The 17,759-nt window shown below is 61.9% G+C and carries 12 protein-coding genes; 8 read left to right on the forward strand and 4 right to left on the reverse strand.

Annotated features, from left to right (window positions below):
- From JaAD80_RS25110 to JaAD80_RS25120, 3 genes are all read left to right on the forward strand, one after another.
- Positions 1–2,195: RHS repeat-associated core domain-containing protein (locus JaAD80_RS25110; protein WP_308410642.1), on the forward strand; the 2,195-nt coding region annotated here is incomplete at its 5' end.
- 313 nt (positions 2,196–2,508) lie between these two features.
- Complete coding sequence (locus tag JaAD80_RS25115) at positions 2,509–3,048, forward strand: GspMb/PilO family protein (RefSeq protein WP_102298612.1); 540 nt, start codon at positions 2,509–2,511, stop codon at positions 3,046–3,048.
- On the forward strand, positions 3,048–3,488 hold the full coding sequence (locus JaAD80_RS25120) for a hypothetical protein (RefSeq protein ID WP_102298614.1): 441 nt from the start codon (positions 3,048–3,050) through the stop codon (positions 3,486–3,488). The genes JaAD80_RS25115 and JaAD80_RS25120 overlap by 1 nt, the downstream gene beginning before the upstream one ends.
- Before the next feature lie 122 nt (positions 3,489–3,610).
- Here the strand turns inward: JaAD80_RS25120 and JaAD80_RS25125 are convergent, their stop codons facing one another.
- Positions 3,611–4,564, reverse strand: coding sequence for an aromatic alcohol reductase (locus tag JaAD80_RS25125; protein WP_102298626.1), 954 nt, complete (start codon positions 4,562–4,564; stop codon positions 3,611–3,613).
- 183 nt (positions 4,565–4,747) lie between these two features.
- Between JaAD80_RS25125 and JaAD80_RS25130 the strand changes: the two genes are divergently transcribed.
- Positions 4,748–5,644 carry a LysR family transcriptional regulator gene (locus JaAD80_RS25130; protein ID WP_102298616.1) on the forward strand — a complete coding sequence of 299 codons (897 nt, stop codon included), beginning with the start codon at positions 4,748–4,750 and terminating at the stop codon, positions 5,642–5,644.
- A 384-nt stretch (positions 5,645–6,028) separates the two neighbouring features.
- Here JaAD80_RS25130 and fos read toward each other — a convergent pair whose 3' ends face one another.
- The 3 genes from fos to JaAD80_RS25145 all read right to left on the reverse strand — a co-directional run bounded on the left by fos (position 6,029) and on the right by JaAD80_RS25145 (position 9,279).
- Positions 6,029–6,454 (reverse strand): fosfomycin resistance glutathione transferase, encoded by a 426-nt coding sequence (gene fos, locus JaAD80_RS25135; protein ID WP_102298617.1) that lies wholly within the window; start codon positions 6,452–6,454, stop codon positions 6,029–6,031.
- 195 nt (positions 6,455–6,649) lie between these two features.
- Positions 6,650–8,350 carry a single-stranded-DNA-specific exonuclease RecJ gene (recJ, locus tag JaAD80_RS25140; protein ID WP_102298619.1) on the reverse strand — a complete coding sequence of 567 codons (1,701 nt, stop codon included), beginning with the start codon at positions 8,348–8,350 and terminating at the stop codon, positions 6,650–6,652.
- Entirely contained in the window at positions 8,347–9,279 is a 933-nt protein-coding gene (locus JaAD80_RS25145; protein ID WP_308410643.1) for a hypothetical protein, read from the reverse strand. The genes recJ and JaAD80_RS25145 overlap by 4 nt, the downstream gene beginning before the upstream one ends.
- 527 nt (positions 9,280–9,806) lie before the next feature.
- Between JaAD80_RS25145 and JaAD80_RS25150 the strand changes: the two genes are divergently transcribed.
- The 4 genes from JaAD80_RS25150 (at position 9,807) to JaAD80_RS25165 (ending at position 17,647) form a co-directional block, all read left to right on the forward strand.
- The gene (locus JaAD80_RS25150) at positions 9,807–13,316 is read left to right on the forward strand and encodes an SdrD B-like domain-containing protein (protein WP_102298620.1); all 3,510 of its coding nucleotides are present in this window, start codon (positions 9,807–9,809) and stop codon (positions 13,314–13,316) included.
- Positions 13,317–13,415: 99 nt separating this feature from the next.
- The gene (locus JaAD80_RS25155; protein ID WP_102298622.1) at positions 13,416–14,090 is read left to right on the forward strand and encodes a PEP-CTERM sorting domain-containing protein; all 675 of its coding nucleotides are present in this window, start codon (positions 13,416–13,418) and stop codon (positions 14,088–14,090) included.
- 183 nt (positions 14,091–14,273) lie between these two features.
- Complete coding sequence (locus JaAD80_RS25160) at positions 14,274–16,328, forward strand: type I secretion system permease/ATPase (RefSeq protein WP_258003169.1); 2,055 nt, start codon at positions 14,274–14,276, stop codon at positions 16,326–16,328.
- Complete coding sequence (locus JaAD80_RS25165; RefSeq protein WP_102298624.1) at positions 16,325–17,647, forward strand: HlyD family type I secretion periplasmic adaptor subunit; 1,323 nt, start codon at positions 16,325–16,327, stop codon at positions 17,645–17,647. Before JaAD80_RS25160 ends, JaAD80_RS25165 begins: the two co-directional genes overlap by 4 nt.
- The last annotated feature ends 112 nt before the right edge of the window (positions 17,648–17,759 follow it).

The following is a 17,759-nucleotide window of genomic DNA, read 5'->3' on the forward strand; positions in this document are numbered from 1 at the left end:
TCACGGGCTCGTACCCAGCGATCCTGAATTACCAATATGAGTGGGACAGTTTGAACCATCTGCGCAAGCGCATCGATGCGAATGGCGACGGTGTCACCGGCTCGGTGACGGATGATTACGATTACGATCCGATCGGCCGCCTGCGCAATTACACCGTGTCGGCACCGGCGGTGCCGGGGCTACAACGCACGGTCAGCCTGCAATACAACGCGCTGGGCAGCGTGTTGTACAAGAGCGATGTCGGCACCTACAGCTATCCGGCATCCGGGCCAGGCGTGGTGCGCCCGCATGCCCTGACCAGCGTCAGCGGCGCGATCCCGGCCAGCTATACCTATGATGCGAACGGCAACTTGACGGTCGCCAGCGCCGGCAGCTACCGCAAGATCAGCTACACCAGCTTTAACCTGCCCGATGGCCAGAATGGCCTGGAAGGGCCCAACGGTTATCCGCGCTACAGCTGGCAGTACGATGAAAACCACCAGCGCGTGAAGGAAACCCGTGTCGGCAGCAGCGGCACGCGCGTGACGTGGATGATGCACCCGGACAATGCCGGCGGCCTGGGCTTCGAGAGCGAGCAGAACGGCAGCAGCATCAGCAACCGTCATTACCTGTCGATCGGCGGCGCCAGCCTGGGCGTACTGGTGACGACGGGCAGCCTGCCGGCACTGGGGGCAGGGCAGATGGCGCCGTGGATACCGCCTAGCCTGGTGATCGTGAAATTGGAATACTGGCATAAGGACCTGCAGGGCAGCCTGGTCAGCACCACCGACCATAACGGCACGCTGACGGCACGCTACTCCTACGATCCATTCGGCAAGCGCCGCACGGCCAGTGGCAACTACGACGCCAGCGGCAAGCTGGTGTATGACTGGAACAATACCAGCAGCGGCACGGACCGCGGCTACACGGGCCACGAGCACCTGGACGACGTCGGCGTGATCCACATGAACGGGCGCATCTTCGATCCGCGCCTGGGCATGTTCATGCAGGGCGATCCGTTCATCCAGGATCCGATGAATCTGCAGAACTACAACCGCTACGCGTACTGCTATAACAATCCGATGACCTGCACGGATCCGAGCGGGCATCTCAGTTTAGGGCGCCTCATACGCAACGTAGCCAACCTGGGGTTGTTTGTTGCCGTTCCTCTCGGGTATCTTGCTGCACGTGCGGTAGCAAGAACAAAAGTTGGTTATCAGCTAGGTTCGGTTGCGATCAGTATTGTCTCTGTCGTTTTTTGTGAAGGCGGAGCAGCCGCATGCAATGCGGTGGGGCAGGCAGCCTGGGCCGGTTTTTCCGGACAATCTTTGATGAGTTCGGTACGTGTTGGCCTGGTGAGCGGCGCAACAAGCGTTGCAATGAACGCCGTGGGCTCCACTTGGGCGGGGGCGGCAACGGATGGGCATTCTGCTACTTCGGTCTTCATGAATACCGCGGGACATGCTGCCGTGGGTTGCGGATCGGCAGTAGCAAACGGGGGAAGCTGCAGGAGCGGTGCCATGAGCGGAACTTTTTCGGCGGCATGGGGGAATTATGGACCGGGTTATGCAGCTGGACAAACTGCTGGAATCATTGCGCAAAATACCGTAACGGCCGCCATTGTCGGTGGCGCGAGCTCCAAATTGGGTGGCGGAGAATTCTGGAACGGTGCGCAGACGGGAGCGTTTGGATATTTATTTAATCAAGCTATGCATGAAGCAGGTTGTCAGCAAGGATGTGGACGCTCTGGTTTATCTAAAGGACCATTCATGGATAAACTAATTAATTTTTTCAATAGCTTCTCTTCAAACATGAACTATGCCGTCCAAGGGTCTGCTGAGTTACCTCGACTGAATATGACCGTAGGCTATGGATCGTCAGTGCACCTAGGTCCTGTCGGTTATTCAATGGATTCTGGATTTGCCGCTGATACTAATTTGAATTTCTGCTCTTATGTTACAAAATGCTACACTGTTGGGATGGGGGCAACGATTTCACATGGCACGGTTTATAGTGTAGGTGGTGGATTGCTAAGTAGTGGAAGCACTGATTATGGAGGTGCTTTTTGGACTGGGGGGAACGGCGCGCTTGGATCGGCTCAAATCTTAACAGATAAAAATGGTAATATTGTATATGGTCGAGGTGTAGGTGGAGCCGGTTATGGCGCTGCAGGTGGAGCGCTTTTATGCACCATGAAAACGTCGTGCTTCAGATAATTATTATTAGGGCTACTGATTTTTTGGATGCTATGAGTAAAAAAAAAATCTATTGGAAATAAAATTAGTTTTATTGGATTTTGTGTGGCAGGCGTGGGGTATTTTTCCGGACTTTATATTTATCCAAATGTGGGGGCAATTATAATTTGGATTGGTGCATTAATTTCTTTTTCGGGAATATTGAAAACATGGTTTGATATATTTTTTGGTGATGGTTGATTTAATATGGAATTATGCATGCCGATGGCTAATATTGTATTTTCATAAATATTTATTTTTTAAAAATGATGTTTTTTATTTTTCGAAGAATTAATTGCGTTTTTTTAAAAAAATGCAACAGTTTGGTTTTTCTCAACGCAAGCATTGGCCGTGGCCTGCTACTGGCGTGGTGCTGTGTGCCGCAGCATGGCTGTTTTTTGTCGAGTTGCCGGCGCAGCGCGCCGATAACCAAGCTGCGCAGGTCAAGGTTCGCATGCTGGAGGCGCAATTGCGAGCACAGACAAACGTTGCGGCTGTCCACTCGCAAAACCTACCGGCACAATTGGGCGGCTTCGACAGCCTGTCGCTGGTGACGGCGGACTTGCAGTCGCTGGCGACGCAAAACGGCTTGCTGATGTCCGATGCGAGCTTCAAGCCAGCAGGCGACAATCAGCCAGACGCCAGAATCGGGCGCGTCGAGGTCAATGCACGTATCAAGGGTGCCTATTTGCCATTGAAGAAAACTTTGGCCGCGCTGCTGGCCACGCATGGCGGATTGGCGCTGGACTCGTTGTCGCTACGGCGCGCGCGCGCCAGCGATATCGTGATGGATATCGATCTGCGCTTCACCTACTTTTACCGGAAGCCAAGCTGATGGCAATATCGACGCCGACCTTGCCGTCCCGCCGGCAAGGCCTATGGCTGGCAGCGCTACTCACGGCGGCCTTGTGCGGCTGGACCGCGTGGCGCGAGCAAGAGAGCCTTGCATTGTCCACCGAAGATGCAAGGCCGCGCCGACAGGCCGCCCCAGCAGTTACGCTGGCTCAGGACACCACCGCTGGCGAGGCGGGCGCTTTGCTGGAACGCGATCCTCTGGTGGAATCGAAAACAGACCTGTTCCGTTTCATCAGTTTCCAGCCGCCCGCACCGAAAGCCTTGCCGCCACCTCCGCCGCCACCTCCGCCAAAACCGAGCGCACCGACCTTTCCCTATCAGTACTTCGGGCGCATGGTCGACGTCGATGGCAGGACGGTCACTTATTTAACGCGTGGCGACACACTTATTCCCATCCACGCGCGCCAGTTGTTGGACTGACATCGCGCAAGCGCTGGAAGGCAGGCACTTTAGCTGACCGTCAGCTACCTGAACGCAATAGCCAGCCTCCCAAGTTGAAAGAAAACTTGTTGATGCCGTTGCCAATGTCTTCTGGATGAGGATTACTTGCTACGGCCAGAAATTAAGTTTGCATTGATCCACGACGCCACGTCGGTAACGGGAAGGGCGCGACGGCTATTGAACGTGCCACGCTTATCCCAAGCAACACCCCTGCCTTGAGCAAAGGCGGCACGATACTTGCGCATCATGTTGTGTGGGTCGCGGGCCAACTCGCCTAGCAAATACTCCTCGCTCCACTCCGAACGGCTGAAGGACAGGCCTAGCGCCGCTTCCAGCTTGTCGGCCACTGCGCCATACGTCACAGTGTCGCCGGCTAGATAAACAATCTCGTTCCGGATACGGGGTTGAGCGAACACGACGGCGGCGGTCAAAACGCCGATGTCGTCCGGAGTAGTCAGCGTTACCGCAGTGTCGAGGCTGCCTAGGGCGTGCACTGTATTTGCTTTAAGGTCGACGACGCCGAATTCCGGTTCAAACAGGTAGCTCATGAACATACCGGTCGAAATGATAACCCACTCGGTCTGATGCTGACCGCGCAGCAACTCGCGCACGTCCAACTGCGCGTCGAAGATGTCCTGCGGACTGCCGCGACCGATTAGGTCAAAATCGACGCCGAACTGCCATGGGAAGTACCTTGGGATTCGCGCCTGCAGGGCAGCCTGTGCCAACTTCATTGGCGTCTCGATACCGGCTGCATAGCCAGCGCACCCTATGACTGTGTCATATTGCCCGAAGATTGCGGCGAGCTCGTTGATTGAGCTTTTCACAAGATCGCCTACGATAATCTCGATCCCAAGCTCTCGGATCTCGGAGACATCACGCTGCTTGCCTGGCAAATTGGAGGCAACGGCGCTGGCGCGCAGCAGCACGCTGATATTCACACCGTCGATGTCCTTCGCGCGTTGCGCAAGACTGCGCAGCACCGGTAAGCCGAGTTCCCCGGCACCGAGCACGAGAATCTTTTGAGACATAGCGTCAGGATCTGCTTGGTTCATCGTTGGCGGCACCGGTAACTGGCGGATTTGGTCGGACATGTTGATTTCTCCTGTGCATTTGATACCTGCACTATAGCGAGTGCAGCGATGCGGAAAAAGTAGCGCTGGCGGTTTTCATCATGCCGAAAATGTGAACAATGTTGGGTTATAGTGCCGTTCTCTATATAGCTATCAGGACAACACATGGATCGCGTAAAAGCAATGCAGGTGTTTCTTCGCGTGGTCGAAAGCAAGAGCTTTGTACGCGCTGCAGAGACTCTCGGATTACCGGCGTCATCTGTCACAGGCACCATCAAAAGGCTTGAAAAACATTTGCAGATTAGGTTACTGAACCGTTCAACCAGAAACCTCAGTTTGACACCGGAAGGTGAACGCTACTTCTACCGCTGCCGCGAGATACTCGACCTGATTGACGACACGGAAACCAGCCTAAACGGCTCTGCCGAGCACCCGCAAGGGCGGCTGCGGGTGGATATGCCGGGAGGTATTGCGCATGCCTTGATCCTGCCCCGGCTGGAGCAATTTAAGCAGCGCTACCCCGATATCTATCTCATGATCGGTGTAAATGATCGTCAGGTGGACTTGATCCAGGATGGCGTCGATTGCGTAATCCGCACTGGCAACCTCAATGACTCGACGCTGGTCTCGCGAAGGTTGGGGACGTTGCGCTGGATCACCTGCGCTGCGCCATCCTATTTGGAAGAAAAGGGTATTCCCAGAGGGCTGCCGGATTTGCGAGCACACCAGGCGGTCCACTACTTTTCCAGCACGACGCGGCTGGCAAGCGAGCTGCATTTTGTCGAAGACGGAGATAGGGTCACTGTTCCGGTGCCGAGCACGGTCGCAGTCAACGACACGGGACTTTACATCAAGCTTGGAATCGACGGACGCGGCCTGATCCAGTTGGCTGAGATACTGGTGGCGGAACCATTGCGGGCCGGAGACTTGGTTGAGGTGCTGGCTGACAGGCGGCCAGCCCCCGTTCCCGTATCACTACTTTATCCCCATCAACGCTTTCTCTCTCCGGCAATGCGTGCGTTTGCCGATTGGACGAGCGAGCTGTTCAACAATGTCTGCTAAGGAATGGAAGCGGACGTCCATGGGGGCGCTCAGGTCCGTGGCTCGCGCCTGCTCATCGCTCTCGTAGAATCGATCCCGGCGCTTAAAAGACCGTCCGGCCGGGCGAGGAAACGTCCGGGGAAGCGACATGCTGATCGAGCATAGGCTTCGAGCGCGCATCAGGCCTGGCTGCGCTGGCGGGCAGTCTCGGCACGGATTGCACCTTACGGCGCACAGTGACGCGAAAGGCCGGGCCGATGGCGTTGGGTTGTTGAATCCCCCCTCGGATGGCTGCGTCGTTTTCGCAGACTGCGCATCCGTCATGAAAGGCGGGCCGGTATTCACCAGGCCTTTCTTGCGCTGGCGTGCTCACTCATCTGTTGGAAATACGTTGAGAGGTTTTGTTCAGTCCCCTTGGTCGTCAAAGAATTGCATGCCGGCATAGGGCGCGGCGCGGCATGCCGCCAGCCGCTGCGCCAGGCTGCCCGCATGGGCTTCCAGCCGGTGGCCGTCCGGGTCGAGAAAATACAGCGAATCACCGTCGCTGCTGTTGCGCTGCCATTCCGTCACGCCGGCCGCGCGCAGGCCGGCGGCAAACGGGGCGAAGTCGGCGGGCGCGATGGAAAAGGCGTAATGCGTGTAGGCGGGGCTGGCCAGCGCGGCAGTGCCGCGTCCGTCCAGCGACAGGCACAGCCACAAGTGGCCAGCGGACAGATAGGCGCCCCTGTCCCAGCGCGCATGCAGGCGCAGGGACAGGGTGTCGCGGTAAAACGCCATGCTGCGCTCCAGGTCGCGCACGGACAGGGTGAGGTGGTTGAGACCGGTCAGCATGGTGGCGCTTTCATGTGGTATGCAGGGCTGTTCCAGCTATCGTTATGCACAGCAATAAGACCATAAACGTCGCAACACCTGACAGTACCGTAGCGAGCGGAAGGGATAGGTGGCCGGGAAGCGCAACCGTCCTGCTAGTACGGTGAGCATTGCAGGCTACCTATACCGACGCGCAGCAGGTACTGTCAGCTGTGACTACGCAGGCTCCGCATGCTCCACCATCAACTGCACCTTGGTCGTGCCATTGTATTCATTCGCATCGAGGCGGAACGCCACTCTGGTACGTTCGCCCAGGGCGTCCGTGTGGCCGAACCAGATGGCGTCGAAGCGCACGCCGTTCTTTTCCAGCAGCAGTTTCAAATGGCGCTCTTTGAGGATGCGCTGGCTGACGACGCGGAATTCATCGCAGAAGACGGGCGGGGCGAAGCCCTGGCCCCACACTTGTCCGTCCATCAGTTCGATGAAGGACGTCGTGTAATACGCGTCTTCCAGCGGGCCGTCCGTTTCCACCACGCGCTCCAGCTGTTGCTGGCTGAGCCAGGCCTGGCCCACGGCTTCGAACGCTTGCGAAAACGCGTCAAACGCTTCGGCGCGGATGGTCAGCCCGGCCGCCATGGCGTGGCCGCCGAACTTGTCGATCAGGCTCGGCGCCCGTTTCGATACGAGATCGAGCGCGTCGCGCAAGTGAAAACCGGGGATCGAGCGGCCCGAGCCCTTGATCCAGCCGTCGGCGCCCGGTGCGAAGGTGATGGTCGGGCGGTAGAATTTTTCCTTCAGGCGCGAGGCGACGATGCCGATCACCCCCTGGTGCCAGGACTCGTCAAACACGCTGATGGTGCTGCTGTTGGCCGGCTCGAATGCGTCCAGGTGCAGCAACGCCGTATCCTGCATTTCCGCCTCGATCTCGCGGCGCTTCAGGTTGATGTCGTTCAGTTGCTGGGCCAGCGCCCAGGCGCGGCCTTCGTCGTCCGTGATCAGGCACTCGATGCCGAGGGACATGTCTTGCAGGCGGCCGGCCGCGTTCAGGCGCGGACCCAGGGCGAAGCCCAGGTCGAACGGCGTGGCGCTGCGCGCTTCGCGGCCCGCCACGCGGAACAGGGCGGCCACGCCCGCGTGCATATTGCCCTTGCGCATGCGCTTGAGGCCTTGCGCGACGAGGATGCGGTTGTTGGTATCGAGGCGCACCACGTCGGCCACCGTGCCCAGCGCCACCAGGTCGAGCAGATTGTCCAGTTTGGGTTGCGTTTGCGCATCGAAAATGCCACGGCGGCGCATCTCGGCGCGCAGGGCCAGCAGCACGTAAAACACCACGCCCACGCCCGCCAGGTGCTTCGAGGGGAAACCGCAGGCGGGCTGGTTCGGGTTGACGATGACGGCCGCGTCGGGCAGGGTGTCGGCCGGCAAATGGTGGTCGGTGACGACCACCTGGATGCCGCGCCGGTTCGCCTCGGCCACGCCATCGATGCTGGCGATGCCGTTGTCGACGGTGATGATGATGTCCGGTGATTTTTCACGCGCCGTGAGCGCGACGATTTCCGGCGTCAGGCCGTAGCCGTACTCAAAACGGTTGGGCACGATGAAATCGACGTCGGCGCCCATGGCGCGCAAGCCGCGTATGGCCACGGCGCAGGCGGTGGCGCCGTCGCAATCGTAGTCGGCCACGATGACCATGCGTTTCTTGGCGGCGATGGCGTCGGCCAGGAAGACGCCGGCCGCGCCGATGTGCAGCAAGCCGGATGGCGGCATCAGGGCCGCCAGTTCGCTCGACAGTTCTGCTGTGTCGGACAGGCCGCGCGACGCGTACAAGCGGGCCAGCACGGGATGGATGCCGCCCTGGCGCAGCATTTCGGATTCACGGTAAGGACAGGGGCGGGTGGCGATGCGGGTACGGGTCATGATGCTTTCAACTTGTTCAGGGTCATCGCGCGCCAGAATTTGCGCTGCGCGTTCTTGCTGGTGCTGCAGTCCAGCCAGGCGTCGCGGTGGCTGAGCACCAGGCGCAGCCGGCCCAGGCGGCCCTCTTTCAAGGCCGCCAGCAGGGGCGCGAACCAGTCCGCTTCCAGCGCCTGCATTTGCTGCAGCCACATGCCCCATTCCTGCGCCTGCGCCGCCTCGATCAGGCCGCCCAGCACGACGATGGCATCGGCTTGCTCCGCCAGCACACTGTTTGGACCGGCATGGCGCCGTGCTGGTTCCGCCAGCGCGGCCAGCCAGCCCGGTGCGTCGCCGGCATGCAGGCTGGCGGCGCAGCGCGCAGATGCAGGTGCAGGTACAGATGCGGCCTGGCTCCCGCCCCACAGCCAGAAAGCGTTGACGGCTTTCAAGCCGCGCGCTTCGCGCGCCGCATTGACGGGGTGTTCATGCCACAGCATCTGCACTTCGTTCTGCAGGCGGCGCGCGGCGCGTGCGTGTTCGCCTTCGGGCATCCACACGGTGAGGTCCTGCGTGGTGGCGCCGTCCGGCGAAGCGCACTGCAAGTCGCTCCAGCCATCGGCGCGCATGAACCAGGTTCCCGCGTCGCCGTACTCCAGCGGCTGGCCGATCTCGTCGAAATACGGACGCGCGATGTCGAACAGGGCGCGGCCGTCGGCCTCGCTCAGCGCGAGCTGGCGCAGGTCGCCCAGGCTGACGTGGTTGCGGGCAATGGCCACGTGGGCGGGATGCAGCAGGAAATAGCGCCCGCCCGGTTCCGGCGCCAGGCCGTAGCCGCGCATGGCTTGCACGGCGAAGGCCGCCTGCGCCGCCTCGCCATGCGCGGCAGGCGTCAGGCCCAGCGCGTGCGCCCAGCCACGCTTCGTGGGGCAGCAGGCGGTTGGGATTGTCAAAAGTTTCCAAATTACAACTGGATGTGCGCGACAGCAGGGCAGCCAGGGCGGGTGCTTGCAAGACCTTGAGCAGGTCGGCAGCCAGTTCGGCGTTGGGCAGGGCAAAGGGCAAGACGAGGGTAAGTTGATTCATCCCGAGATTGTAGGCGATTGTGGCGGTGCTGGACTAGGCGGCATGCAATTTCGACGGCAAGGCGGCTTTAGATCCACTGTCAAGAATGCATTAAAATTATAAAAATTTTATTGATATTGATGGAAATCAATTTGCTTTTGCAAATATCGACGATATAATTGCGCTAACTTAAATATCAGAAAGACAATCACCCCCTGCTGTGTGGTTGCGTCGTTTGGCTCCTGTGTCCCTAGAAACTGTATACAAGATGCTGCCGGCTTCATTTTTTTAACAAGTCTCCTCTTGGAAGCCCACCCATGTATACATTCGCCGCTTTGCACGGCCAGGCTGATTGCGCCCTGGCCTCATTCGTCTCCATCGTTGCCGCCGCCGTTGCGCACCGTCAGGAGGCCGCATGACTACTTTTAATCTGTCGACCACGGTCCACGTTTGCGAAGACACCAGCAAGAATTTCGACATCCGCGACTTGCTGATACAAGCCGGCTACACGGCGCAGGGCGAGCTGAACATCAAGGCCTTCAATGTCATGTTGCCGGATGACACGGAGTCCAGCAGCAATACGCCGCTGTTCGGCCTGCTCGACAGCGACACCGTGTATGTGCGCCCCGGCGACTGGGCCGCCAACTACAACGGCAGCTTTTCCACCATCCAGGTGACGATCGACAAGGGCAATGGCGATATCGTCCAGCTGGTCCTGCAAGTCATCATCGACCCCGTCAATGACGCGCCCGATGCGGCCGACAAGACCTTCACCCTGGTCGACGGCGCCAGCGTGGTGCTGAGCGAAAGCGATTTCGGCTTCCACGATGATGTCGAGCACGACGGTTTCAAATCCATCGTCATCACGAATACCACCACGGCAGGCCAGGTCTTGCTGAACGGCGTAGCCGTTGCGGTCGGTACAGAGGTTTCCATCGATGACATCCGCGCCGGCCACCTGGTCTTCGTGCCCAGCCAGACGGTCGCCGGCGACTTCGACCTCGGCTTCAAGGTGCGCGACGACGGCGGCACGGCCGGCTGCAATGCGCAGGACCTGAGCCTGGCGCCCCATTACCTGACCTTCAAGGTGCCGATGGCGCACCTGGGCGATTTCGTCTGGGAAGACAAGAACGCCAACGGCGTGCAGGATGCGGGCGAGGCGGGCATTGCCAATGTCGTCGTGCAACTGAAAGATACGGCCGGCAATGTGGTGGCCACCACCACCACGGATGCCGGCGGCGGCTACCATTTCGACGTCAATCCGGGCACGTATTCCGTGACCGTGGTGGCGCCGGCCGGCTTCGTGCCGACGACAGCGAACCAGGGCGGCGACACGGCCAAGGACAGCAATATCGATGCCGGCGGCAAGATGGCGCCCGTCACCCTCGCGCCGGGCGAAACCAACCTGACCCTGGACGCGGGCCTGTACCGCACGGCCGAGCTGGGCGACAGGGTCTGGTTCGATACGAACAAGAATGGCGTGCAGGATGCCGGTGAAGCGGGCGCCGCAGGCGTGAAAGTGACCTTGCTGGACGCGTCGGGCAACGCCGTCGGCAGTCCGCTGGTGACGGATGCGAACGGCAATTACCTGTTTGCCAACCTGAAACCGGGCGCTTACAGCGTGCAGTTCGACAAGACCACCTTGCCAGCCGGCTACGCCTTCACGGGCCAGGACCGGGGCGGCGACGACTTGCGCGATTCGGACGCGAATGCCGATGGCCGCACGGCGCAAGTGCTGCTGGCCTCGGGCGACAGCAACCACAGCGTGGACGCCGGCATCGTCGCCCTGCCTGCCAGCCTGGGCGACCGCGTCTGGCATGACAGCAATGCCAATGGCATCCAGGATGCGGGCGAGTCCGGCATCGGCGGCGTCACCGTGCAGCTGAAAAACGCGGCAGGCAGCGTCATCGGCTCGACCGTGACGGATGCCACCGGCTATTACAACTTCAATGTCGATCCGGGCACGTACTCGATCGCCGTCGTCGCACCGGCCGGCTATCTGACCACCGTCAAGGATGCGGGCGGCAACGATGCGCTCGACAGCGACATCAATACGCTGGGCAACAGCGGCCAGGTAACGGTCGCTGCCGGCCAGAACTACAGGGACCTGGATGCCGGCCTGTACAAGACGGCGGCCATCGGTGACCGCGTGTGGTGCGATACCAACGGCAATGGCACGCAGGATGCGGGGGAAGCGGGCGTGGGCGGCGTGAAAGTCAACCTGTATAACAACAACGGCGCCGTCGTCGCCAGCGCCACCACGGATGCCAACGGGAATTACCTGTTCAGCAACCTGGTGCCGGGCAACTACTACCTGGGCTTCGTGCCGCCGGCCGGCTACGGCTTCACCAAGGCAGATATCGGCGGCTACGCCACCGATTCGGACGTCAATCCGGCTACCGGCTTCACCACTACCTGGGCTACCTTGAAGTCGGGCGAAACGCAGCTGGACTGGGATGCAGGCCTGGTGAAACTCAACACGGCCTCCATCGGCGACCGCGTGTGGGAAGACAAGAACTACAACGGCGTGCAGGATGCGGGTGAACTGGGCGTGGCTGGCGTGAAAGTCAACTTGCTCAATGCATACAACCAGGTCATCGCCACGACGACAACAAATGCCAATGGCAACTACCTGTTCAGCGAACTGGCGGCCGGCGGCTACAAGGTGGAAGTCATCCGTCCATCGGGCTTTTACTACACCAAGGCCAATCTGGGCGTTGACACGGCCGATTCCGACGTCGATGTCAGCACGGGGCGTTCGGCACTGATCAACCTGGCCGCCGGGCAGAACGACATGAGCTGGGACGCGGGCATTTACCGCAAGGCCAGCCTGGGCGACAAGGTCTGGCGCGACGCCGACCATGACGGCGTGCAGGATTACAACGAGGCGGGCATCGCCAACATCAAGGTGCAGCTGTACTCGGGCAGCGGCGTGCTGCTGGCCACCACCTACACGAACACCAACGGCAACTACCTGTTCAGCAACCTGGACCCGGGCAGTTATTCGCTCAAGTTCAACAAGTCGGGCGTGTATCACGCCGGTTACGCCATGGACACGTGGCGCTGGGGCGCGAAGAACGTGGGCACGAACGACAACATCGATTCTGACGTCAACAGCAATGGCACGACGGGCAACGTGGTCTATACGGACATATTGAAATTGGCGTCCGGCCAGAACGACATGAGCTGGGATGCGGCCATCACGCCCATCGTCATCGACTTGAACGGTGACGGCGTGCACACGATCGCCCGCGCCGATTTCCACGGCAGTTTCGACTTGCTGGGCACGGGCAACGCCATCCAGACGGGCTGGGTCTCGGCCCAGGACGGCCTGCTGGCCATCGACAGCAATGGCAATGGCAAGATCGACAACATCTCGGAACTGTTCGGCGGCAACGAGAAGGGCACGGGCTTTGCCAAGCTGTCCAGCTATGACTCGAACGGCGACGGCGTGGTCGATGCGTACGATGACAAGTTCGCCGAACTGCGCATCTGGCGCGATGCCAACAGCAACGGCGTGACGGACGATGGCGAATTGATGTCGCTGCACGACGCCGGCGTGGCCAGCCTGACGGTCAGCTACACGGAACTGCCTTTCCTCGACGCCAACAGCAATCTGCACCTGGAACGCAGCAGCGCCACCCTGGCTGACGGCAAGTCGGTCGACATGACGGACGTGTATTTCAACGTCGACGCCAAGGATGCGGCGGCCGCCGGCGTTTCACTGCCCAGCATGGCCGACCTGCTGCGCGACGACAGCACGCTCGACGTGGTGCTGGGCCAGGATGGCTCGGTGACCACGGTGGGTGCCGCACCGGCCGCCGTCGCTCCGGCAGCGGAGGCCCAGGCCCACTGCGACATGGCCGACGTGCTGCGCCGCGCCATGGCCCACGCGAATACCCAGCCCCAGGAAATGGCTGCCTGATGTCCACCGCCAGGCCATAGCCATGCCTGGCATCCATGCCGGCGCCCTTGCACGGGGCGCCGGCGCATTTCGATACTGACAATTATTTAGGGAAACACAATGAAAAAATCCATGCACCTGATCGTCCGCGGCACCCTGGCGGCGGCCGCCTTTGCCCTGGCCAGCGGCAGTGTCCTGGCAGCCGAGTCCAAACTCACCGTCGAAGATTTCTTTGGCGTGCCCCTGTTCACGGCAAGCGGCGGCGCCTTTGGCAGCGGCAACGCCATCACGCCTTCCGTCTGGCAAGTCAGCTACGAAAGCAACAGCTTCCTGGCCTTTTGCCTGGATCCGTACGTGCCCCTGAACAGCGGCGCGAACAGCTACAGCAGCGGCACGTTTGCCGCCAGCGATTCCATCAAGCGCCTGTATGAAGGCTATTACAGCGCGTCGGTGGCGAATGCGTCGAGCAATGCGAATGGCGCGGCCGCCTTCCAGCTGGCCCTGTGGGAGTTGAATAACGACAACACCAACCTGTTGACGGGCGACCTGCGCTTCAAGAGCCTGAGCAATGCCGTCGTCAGCGAAGCGAACACCATGCTGGGCGTGGCGACGGGCAATGGCGCCATCCAGAACCTGTACAACTACACCAGCCTGACCAGCGTCAACCCCGCTTCGCAAACCATGCTCAGCGTGTCGCCGGTGCCGGAAGCGCAGACCTGGGCCATGCTGGCTGCGGGCCTGGGCTTGCTGGGCTTCATGGCGCGCCGCCGCAAGGGCGCTTCCGCGCTGAATTAATCGTCGCTCATCGCGCAAGCAATAGCGTTCCCGCTGCGGCGCGCCCGACCGGTGCGTCGCAGCGTTTTATTGTGAATCCATCATGGCCCCACCCCCCGATACCTCCAGTGCCTCTGCCGGCATCTCCACCCATGCCATTCGCCGACGCCATCGTCTTCCTGGCGCGCTTTTTTCGGCGTGGCCGTGCAGGCCGAGCGCCTGCGCGCCAGCGTGGCCGCGCAAGCCGGCCCGGCCGATCCCGCTTTCCTCGACCAGGCGCTGGCGCACGCCACCCTGGCCGGCACCGCATTGCCGGCGGGCCAGCCGCGCCGCGCCACGGAAATGCCGGCTTTGCTGATCAATGGCGCGGGCCAGGCGCTGGTGGTGCTGGCCATCGCCGATGGCAGATATGAATGCCATGTGCCGGGCATCGCAGGCAGTTCCTGGCTGGACGCCGCCGCGCTGGGGCAGGAAGTGCCCGATGCGCGCTGGGTGGCCGTGCGCCCCGTGATGTTCTTTGACCAGCGCAGCCTGCTCTACAGCATGCCGGTGGCGGGGCGCTGGTTCTGGGACGTCTTCAACCGCAACCGTTGGATCTTTCGCTGGGCCTTGCTGGGCACCCTGGTACTGAACCTCATCGGCGCGCTGGTGCCGTTTTACGCGATGGCCGTGTACGACCGCGTGATCCCGAACAATGCCACCGCCAGCCTGTGGGTGCTGACCATTGCCGTGGTGGTGCTGACGGGCTTCGAGCTGGCCCTGCGTCTGCTGCGCGGCGAACTGGTGGAAACGGCGTCGCGCCGCATGGACGTGGCGCTGTCGTCGAATATCTTCGCCCAGTGTTTGCGCCTGCGCGCAGCCAGCCGGCCCGCTTCCGGTGGGACCCTGGCCAATACCGTGCGCGATTTCGAATCCGTGCGCGAATTCTTCGCCTCGACCACCCTGACGACCCTGGGCGACCTGCCGTTTTTGTTGCTGTTCCTGCTGGTGATTGCCCTGGTGGGCGGCTGGCTGGTGCTGGTGCCGCTGGCCGCCATGCCGATCTTGCTGCTGGTCGCCTTTGCCTCGCGCGCGGCCCTGGCGCGCCACGTGGCGGCCTCGATGCAGGAAAGCGCGCAGCGCACGGCGCACCTGTTTGAAACCATGAATGGCCTCGACACCATCAAGGCGCTGGGCGCCGAGGCGTGGAGCCGGCGCAAGTGGGAAAGCCTGACGGTGGCCATCGCCGCCAACAGCGTCGAAACGCGGGAAATCGTCAGCCGTGTCAATTACATCAACACGGCCGTGCTGGCGCTGTCCGGCGTGGCCGTGGTGGCCACGGGCGCCTTGCTGATGGGCGAACACCTGCTGACCCTGGGCCAGATCATCGCCGTGAGCATGCTGACGGGGCGCGCGCTGGCGCCCGTGAGCCAGATCGCGGGCCTGATCATGCGCTGGGAGCAGACCAAGTTGTCTTACCACGCCCTCAATAAAATCATGGAGTCGCCCACCGACGACGATGCGGCCAGTCTGCAGGCGCCGCCGCTGTCCGGGCGCATCGAGTTCCGCGACGTGGGCTTTGCCTACCCGAATTCGCCGCCGCTGCTCGATAAACTCAACCTGCGGATCCGTCCCGGCGAGCGGGTCGGCGTGATCGGCAAGCTCGGTTCCGGCAAGAGCACCTTGCTGCGCTTGCTGCTGAACCAGTACGGCCCGCAAAGCGGCAGCGTGCTGTTCGACGACCTGGCGAGCACCCAGCTCGAACCCTTGAGCCTGCGCCGCCAGATCGGCTACGTGCCGCAGGACGTGACCCTGTTCCACGGCACCTTGCGCGAAAACATTGAACTGGGCCGCAGCCAGCCCGACGACGCCAGCCTGCTCGACGCCATCCGCCTGTCCTGTCTCGACGACATCATCACCCAGCTGCCCAATGGCGTGGCAATGGAGGTGGGCGAGCGGGGCGAACGCCTGTCCGGCGGCCAGCGCCAGGCCGTGGCCATGGCCCGCGCCTTGCTGGCGAAGCCGCCGATGCTGCTGCTTGATGAACCAAGCAGCATGTTCGATCCCGCCACCGAGCAGCGCCTGATCGCCCGGCTGCGCACCTTGCAAGACACGACCATCGTGCTGGTCACGCACCGCATGGCCATGCTGGCGCTGGTGGACCGGCTGATCGTCTTCGACAAGGGACGCATCGTGGCCGACGGCCCGCGCGATGAGGTCATGCGCGTGCTCAATAGCCAGGCGGCCAAGCCTGCGGTGGAACAGGGAGCGGCGGCATGAGCGCGCTGCATGCCCCGAATGCCCGCCCGCTGCCGGCGGCCCACCCGGATCCGGAAAGGGCGCCGCAGCGCATTATCATCCGCATGCTGGCCCTGATTGCCGTATTGCTGGTGCTGGTGCTGGCCTGGGCCACCTTCGCCCAGCTTGACGTGTCCGTGAATGGCCGTGGCGCCATCACGCCGCCGTCGCATCTGCAGGAAGTGCAAAGCCTGGAAGGGGGCATCGTGCGCGAAATGCTGGTGAAACCGGGCCAGCGCGTGCGCCGCGGCGACTTGCTGCTGCGCCTGGACACGGCCCAATATGACGCCAACCTGGGCGCCAGCGTGCAGAACCGCCTGGCCGCGCTGGCGGGCAGGGCGCGCCTCGACGCGCTGCTGTCCGGTGGCACGCCGCAATTTGCGCCCGAGTGGCAGCAAGAGGCGCCGCAGCTGATCGCCAAGGAAACGCAGTTGTGGCGCGATGGCCAGCGCGAATTCGCTTCCGCCACGGCGGCCGCGCGCGAAGGCGTGACGCGCCGGCGCGGCGAGCTGGCCGAAGCGCACAGCCGCATCGCGCAGCTGGACACGGGCTTGAAGATCGCCCTGGAAAGCCTGTCGATCGAGGAGCGTTTATTTAAAGAGGGCGCCGGCTCGCGCGGCGACTACCTGAACGCCCAGCAGCGCGTGCAGCAGCAGCGCACGGAACTCGACGGCCTGCGCGCCTCCGTGCCGCGCCTGGCGGCCACCCTGGCCGAAGCGCAGGCGCAGGCGGGCGAAGTGGAAGCGCGCATGCGCGGCCAGTGGGGCGCCCAGCGCAGCGAATACGAAACCAAGGCGGGTGCCCTGGCCAGCACCGTGAAAGGCCAGCAGGACCAGGTCAGCCGGCGCGATATCACGGCGCCCGTCGATGGCGTCGTCAACCGCGTGCTGGTGTCCACCGTCGGCGGCGTGGCGCAGCCGGGCAAGCCTATCCTGGAAATCGTGCCCGCCGACGCCGAAATGCTCATTTCCGTGCGCGTAAAACCGTCGGACATCGGCTTCATCCACGTGGGCCAGCGCGCCTCGGCGAATGTGCTGGCGTATGACGCCACCACTTATGGCCGCCTGCAGGCGCAGGTGGTGCGCGTGGGCGCCGACGCGATTCCCGACGAACGCAACGAGCCGTATTTCGAGGTGCAGCTGAGCACCGACCGCAGCCAGCTGACGGCGCATGGCAAGGTGCTGCCCGTCACGCCCGGCATGCCCGTCGACGTGGGCATCCTGACGGGGCGCCGCTCGGTACTGCAATATGTGTTCAAGCCCGTGCTGCGCGGCTTGCAGTCGTCCCTGCAGGAGCGGTGATGCGTATTGTGTTGATTTGCATGGTTTTCGCCTGTGCCAACGCGGCGGCCCAACCGGCAGCGCCGGCCACTTTCCAGGCGCAGTCCACGCGCGGCTTGCCCGCCTTGCTGGC

The organism is Janthinobacterium sp. AD80 (assembly GCF_002878455.1).
In the GTDB taxonomy this organism is placed as follows: Bacteria; Pseudomonadota; Gammaproteobacteria; order Burkholderiales; family Burkholderiaceae_D; genus Janthinobacterium.

What these genes read in the sequence shown, in the direction of transcription:
- JaAD80_RS25125 (WP_102298626.1), bottom strand. Translation starts at nt 4,564, where the DNA reads ATGAACCAAGCAGATCCTGACGCTATGTCTCAAAAGATTCTCGTGCTC.
- JaAD80_RS25120 (WP_102298614.1), top strand. Translation starts at nt 3,048, where the DNA reads ATGGCAATATCGACGCCGACCTTGCCGTCCCGCCGGCAAGGCCTATGG.
- JaAD80_RS25130 (WP_102298616.1), top strand. Translation starts at nt 4,748, where the DNA reads ATGGATCGCGTAAAAGCAATGCAGGTGTTTCTTCGCGTGGTCGAAAGC.
- JaAD80_RS25165 (WP_102298624.1), top strand. Translation starts at nt 16,325, where the DNA reads ATGAGCGCGCTGCATGCCCCGAATGCCCGCCCGCTGCCGGCGGCCCAC.
- JaAD80_RS25155 (WP_102298622.1), top strand. Translation starts at nt 13,416, where the DNA reads ATGAAAAAATCCATGCACCTGATCGTCCGCGGCACCCTGGCGGCGGCC.
- recJ (WP_102298619.1), bottom strand. Translation starts at nt 8,350, where the DNA reads ATGACCCGTACCCGCATCGCCACCCGCCCCTGTCCTTACCGTGAATCC.
- fos (WP_102298617.1), bottom strand. Translation starts at nt 6,454, where the DNA reads ATGCTGACCGGTCTCAACCACCTCACCCTGTCCGTGCGCGACCTGGAG.
- JaAD80_RS25150 (WP_102298620.1), top strand. Translation starts at nt 9,807, where the DNA reads ATGACTACTTTTAATCTGTCGACCACGGTCCACGTTTGCGAAGACACC.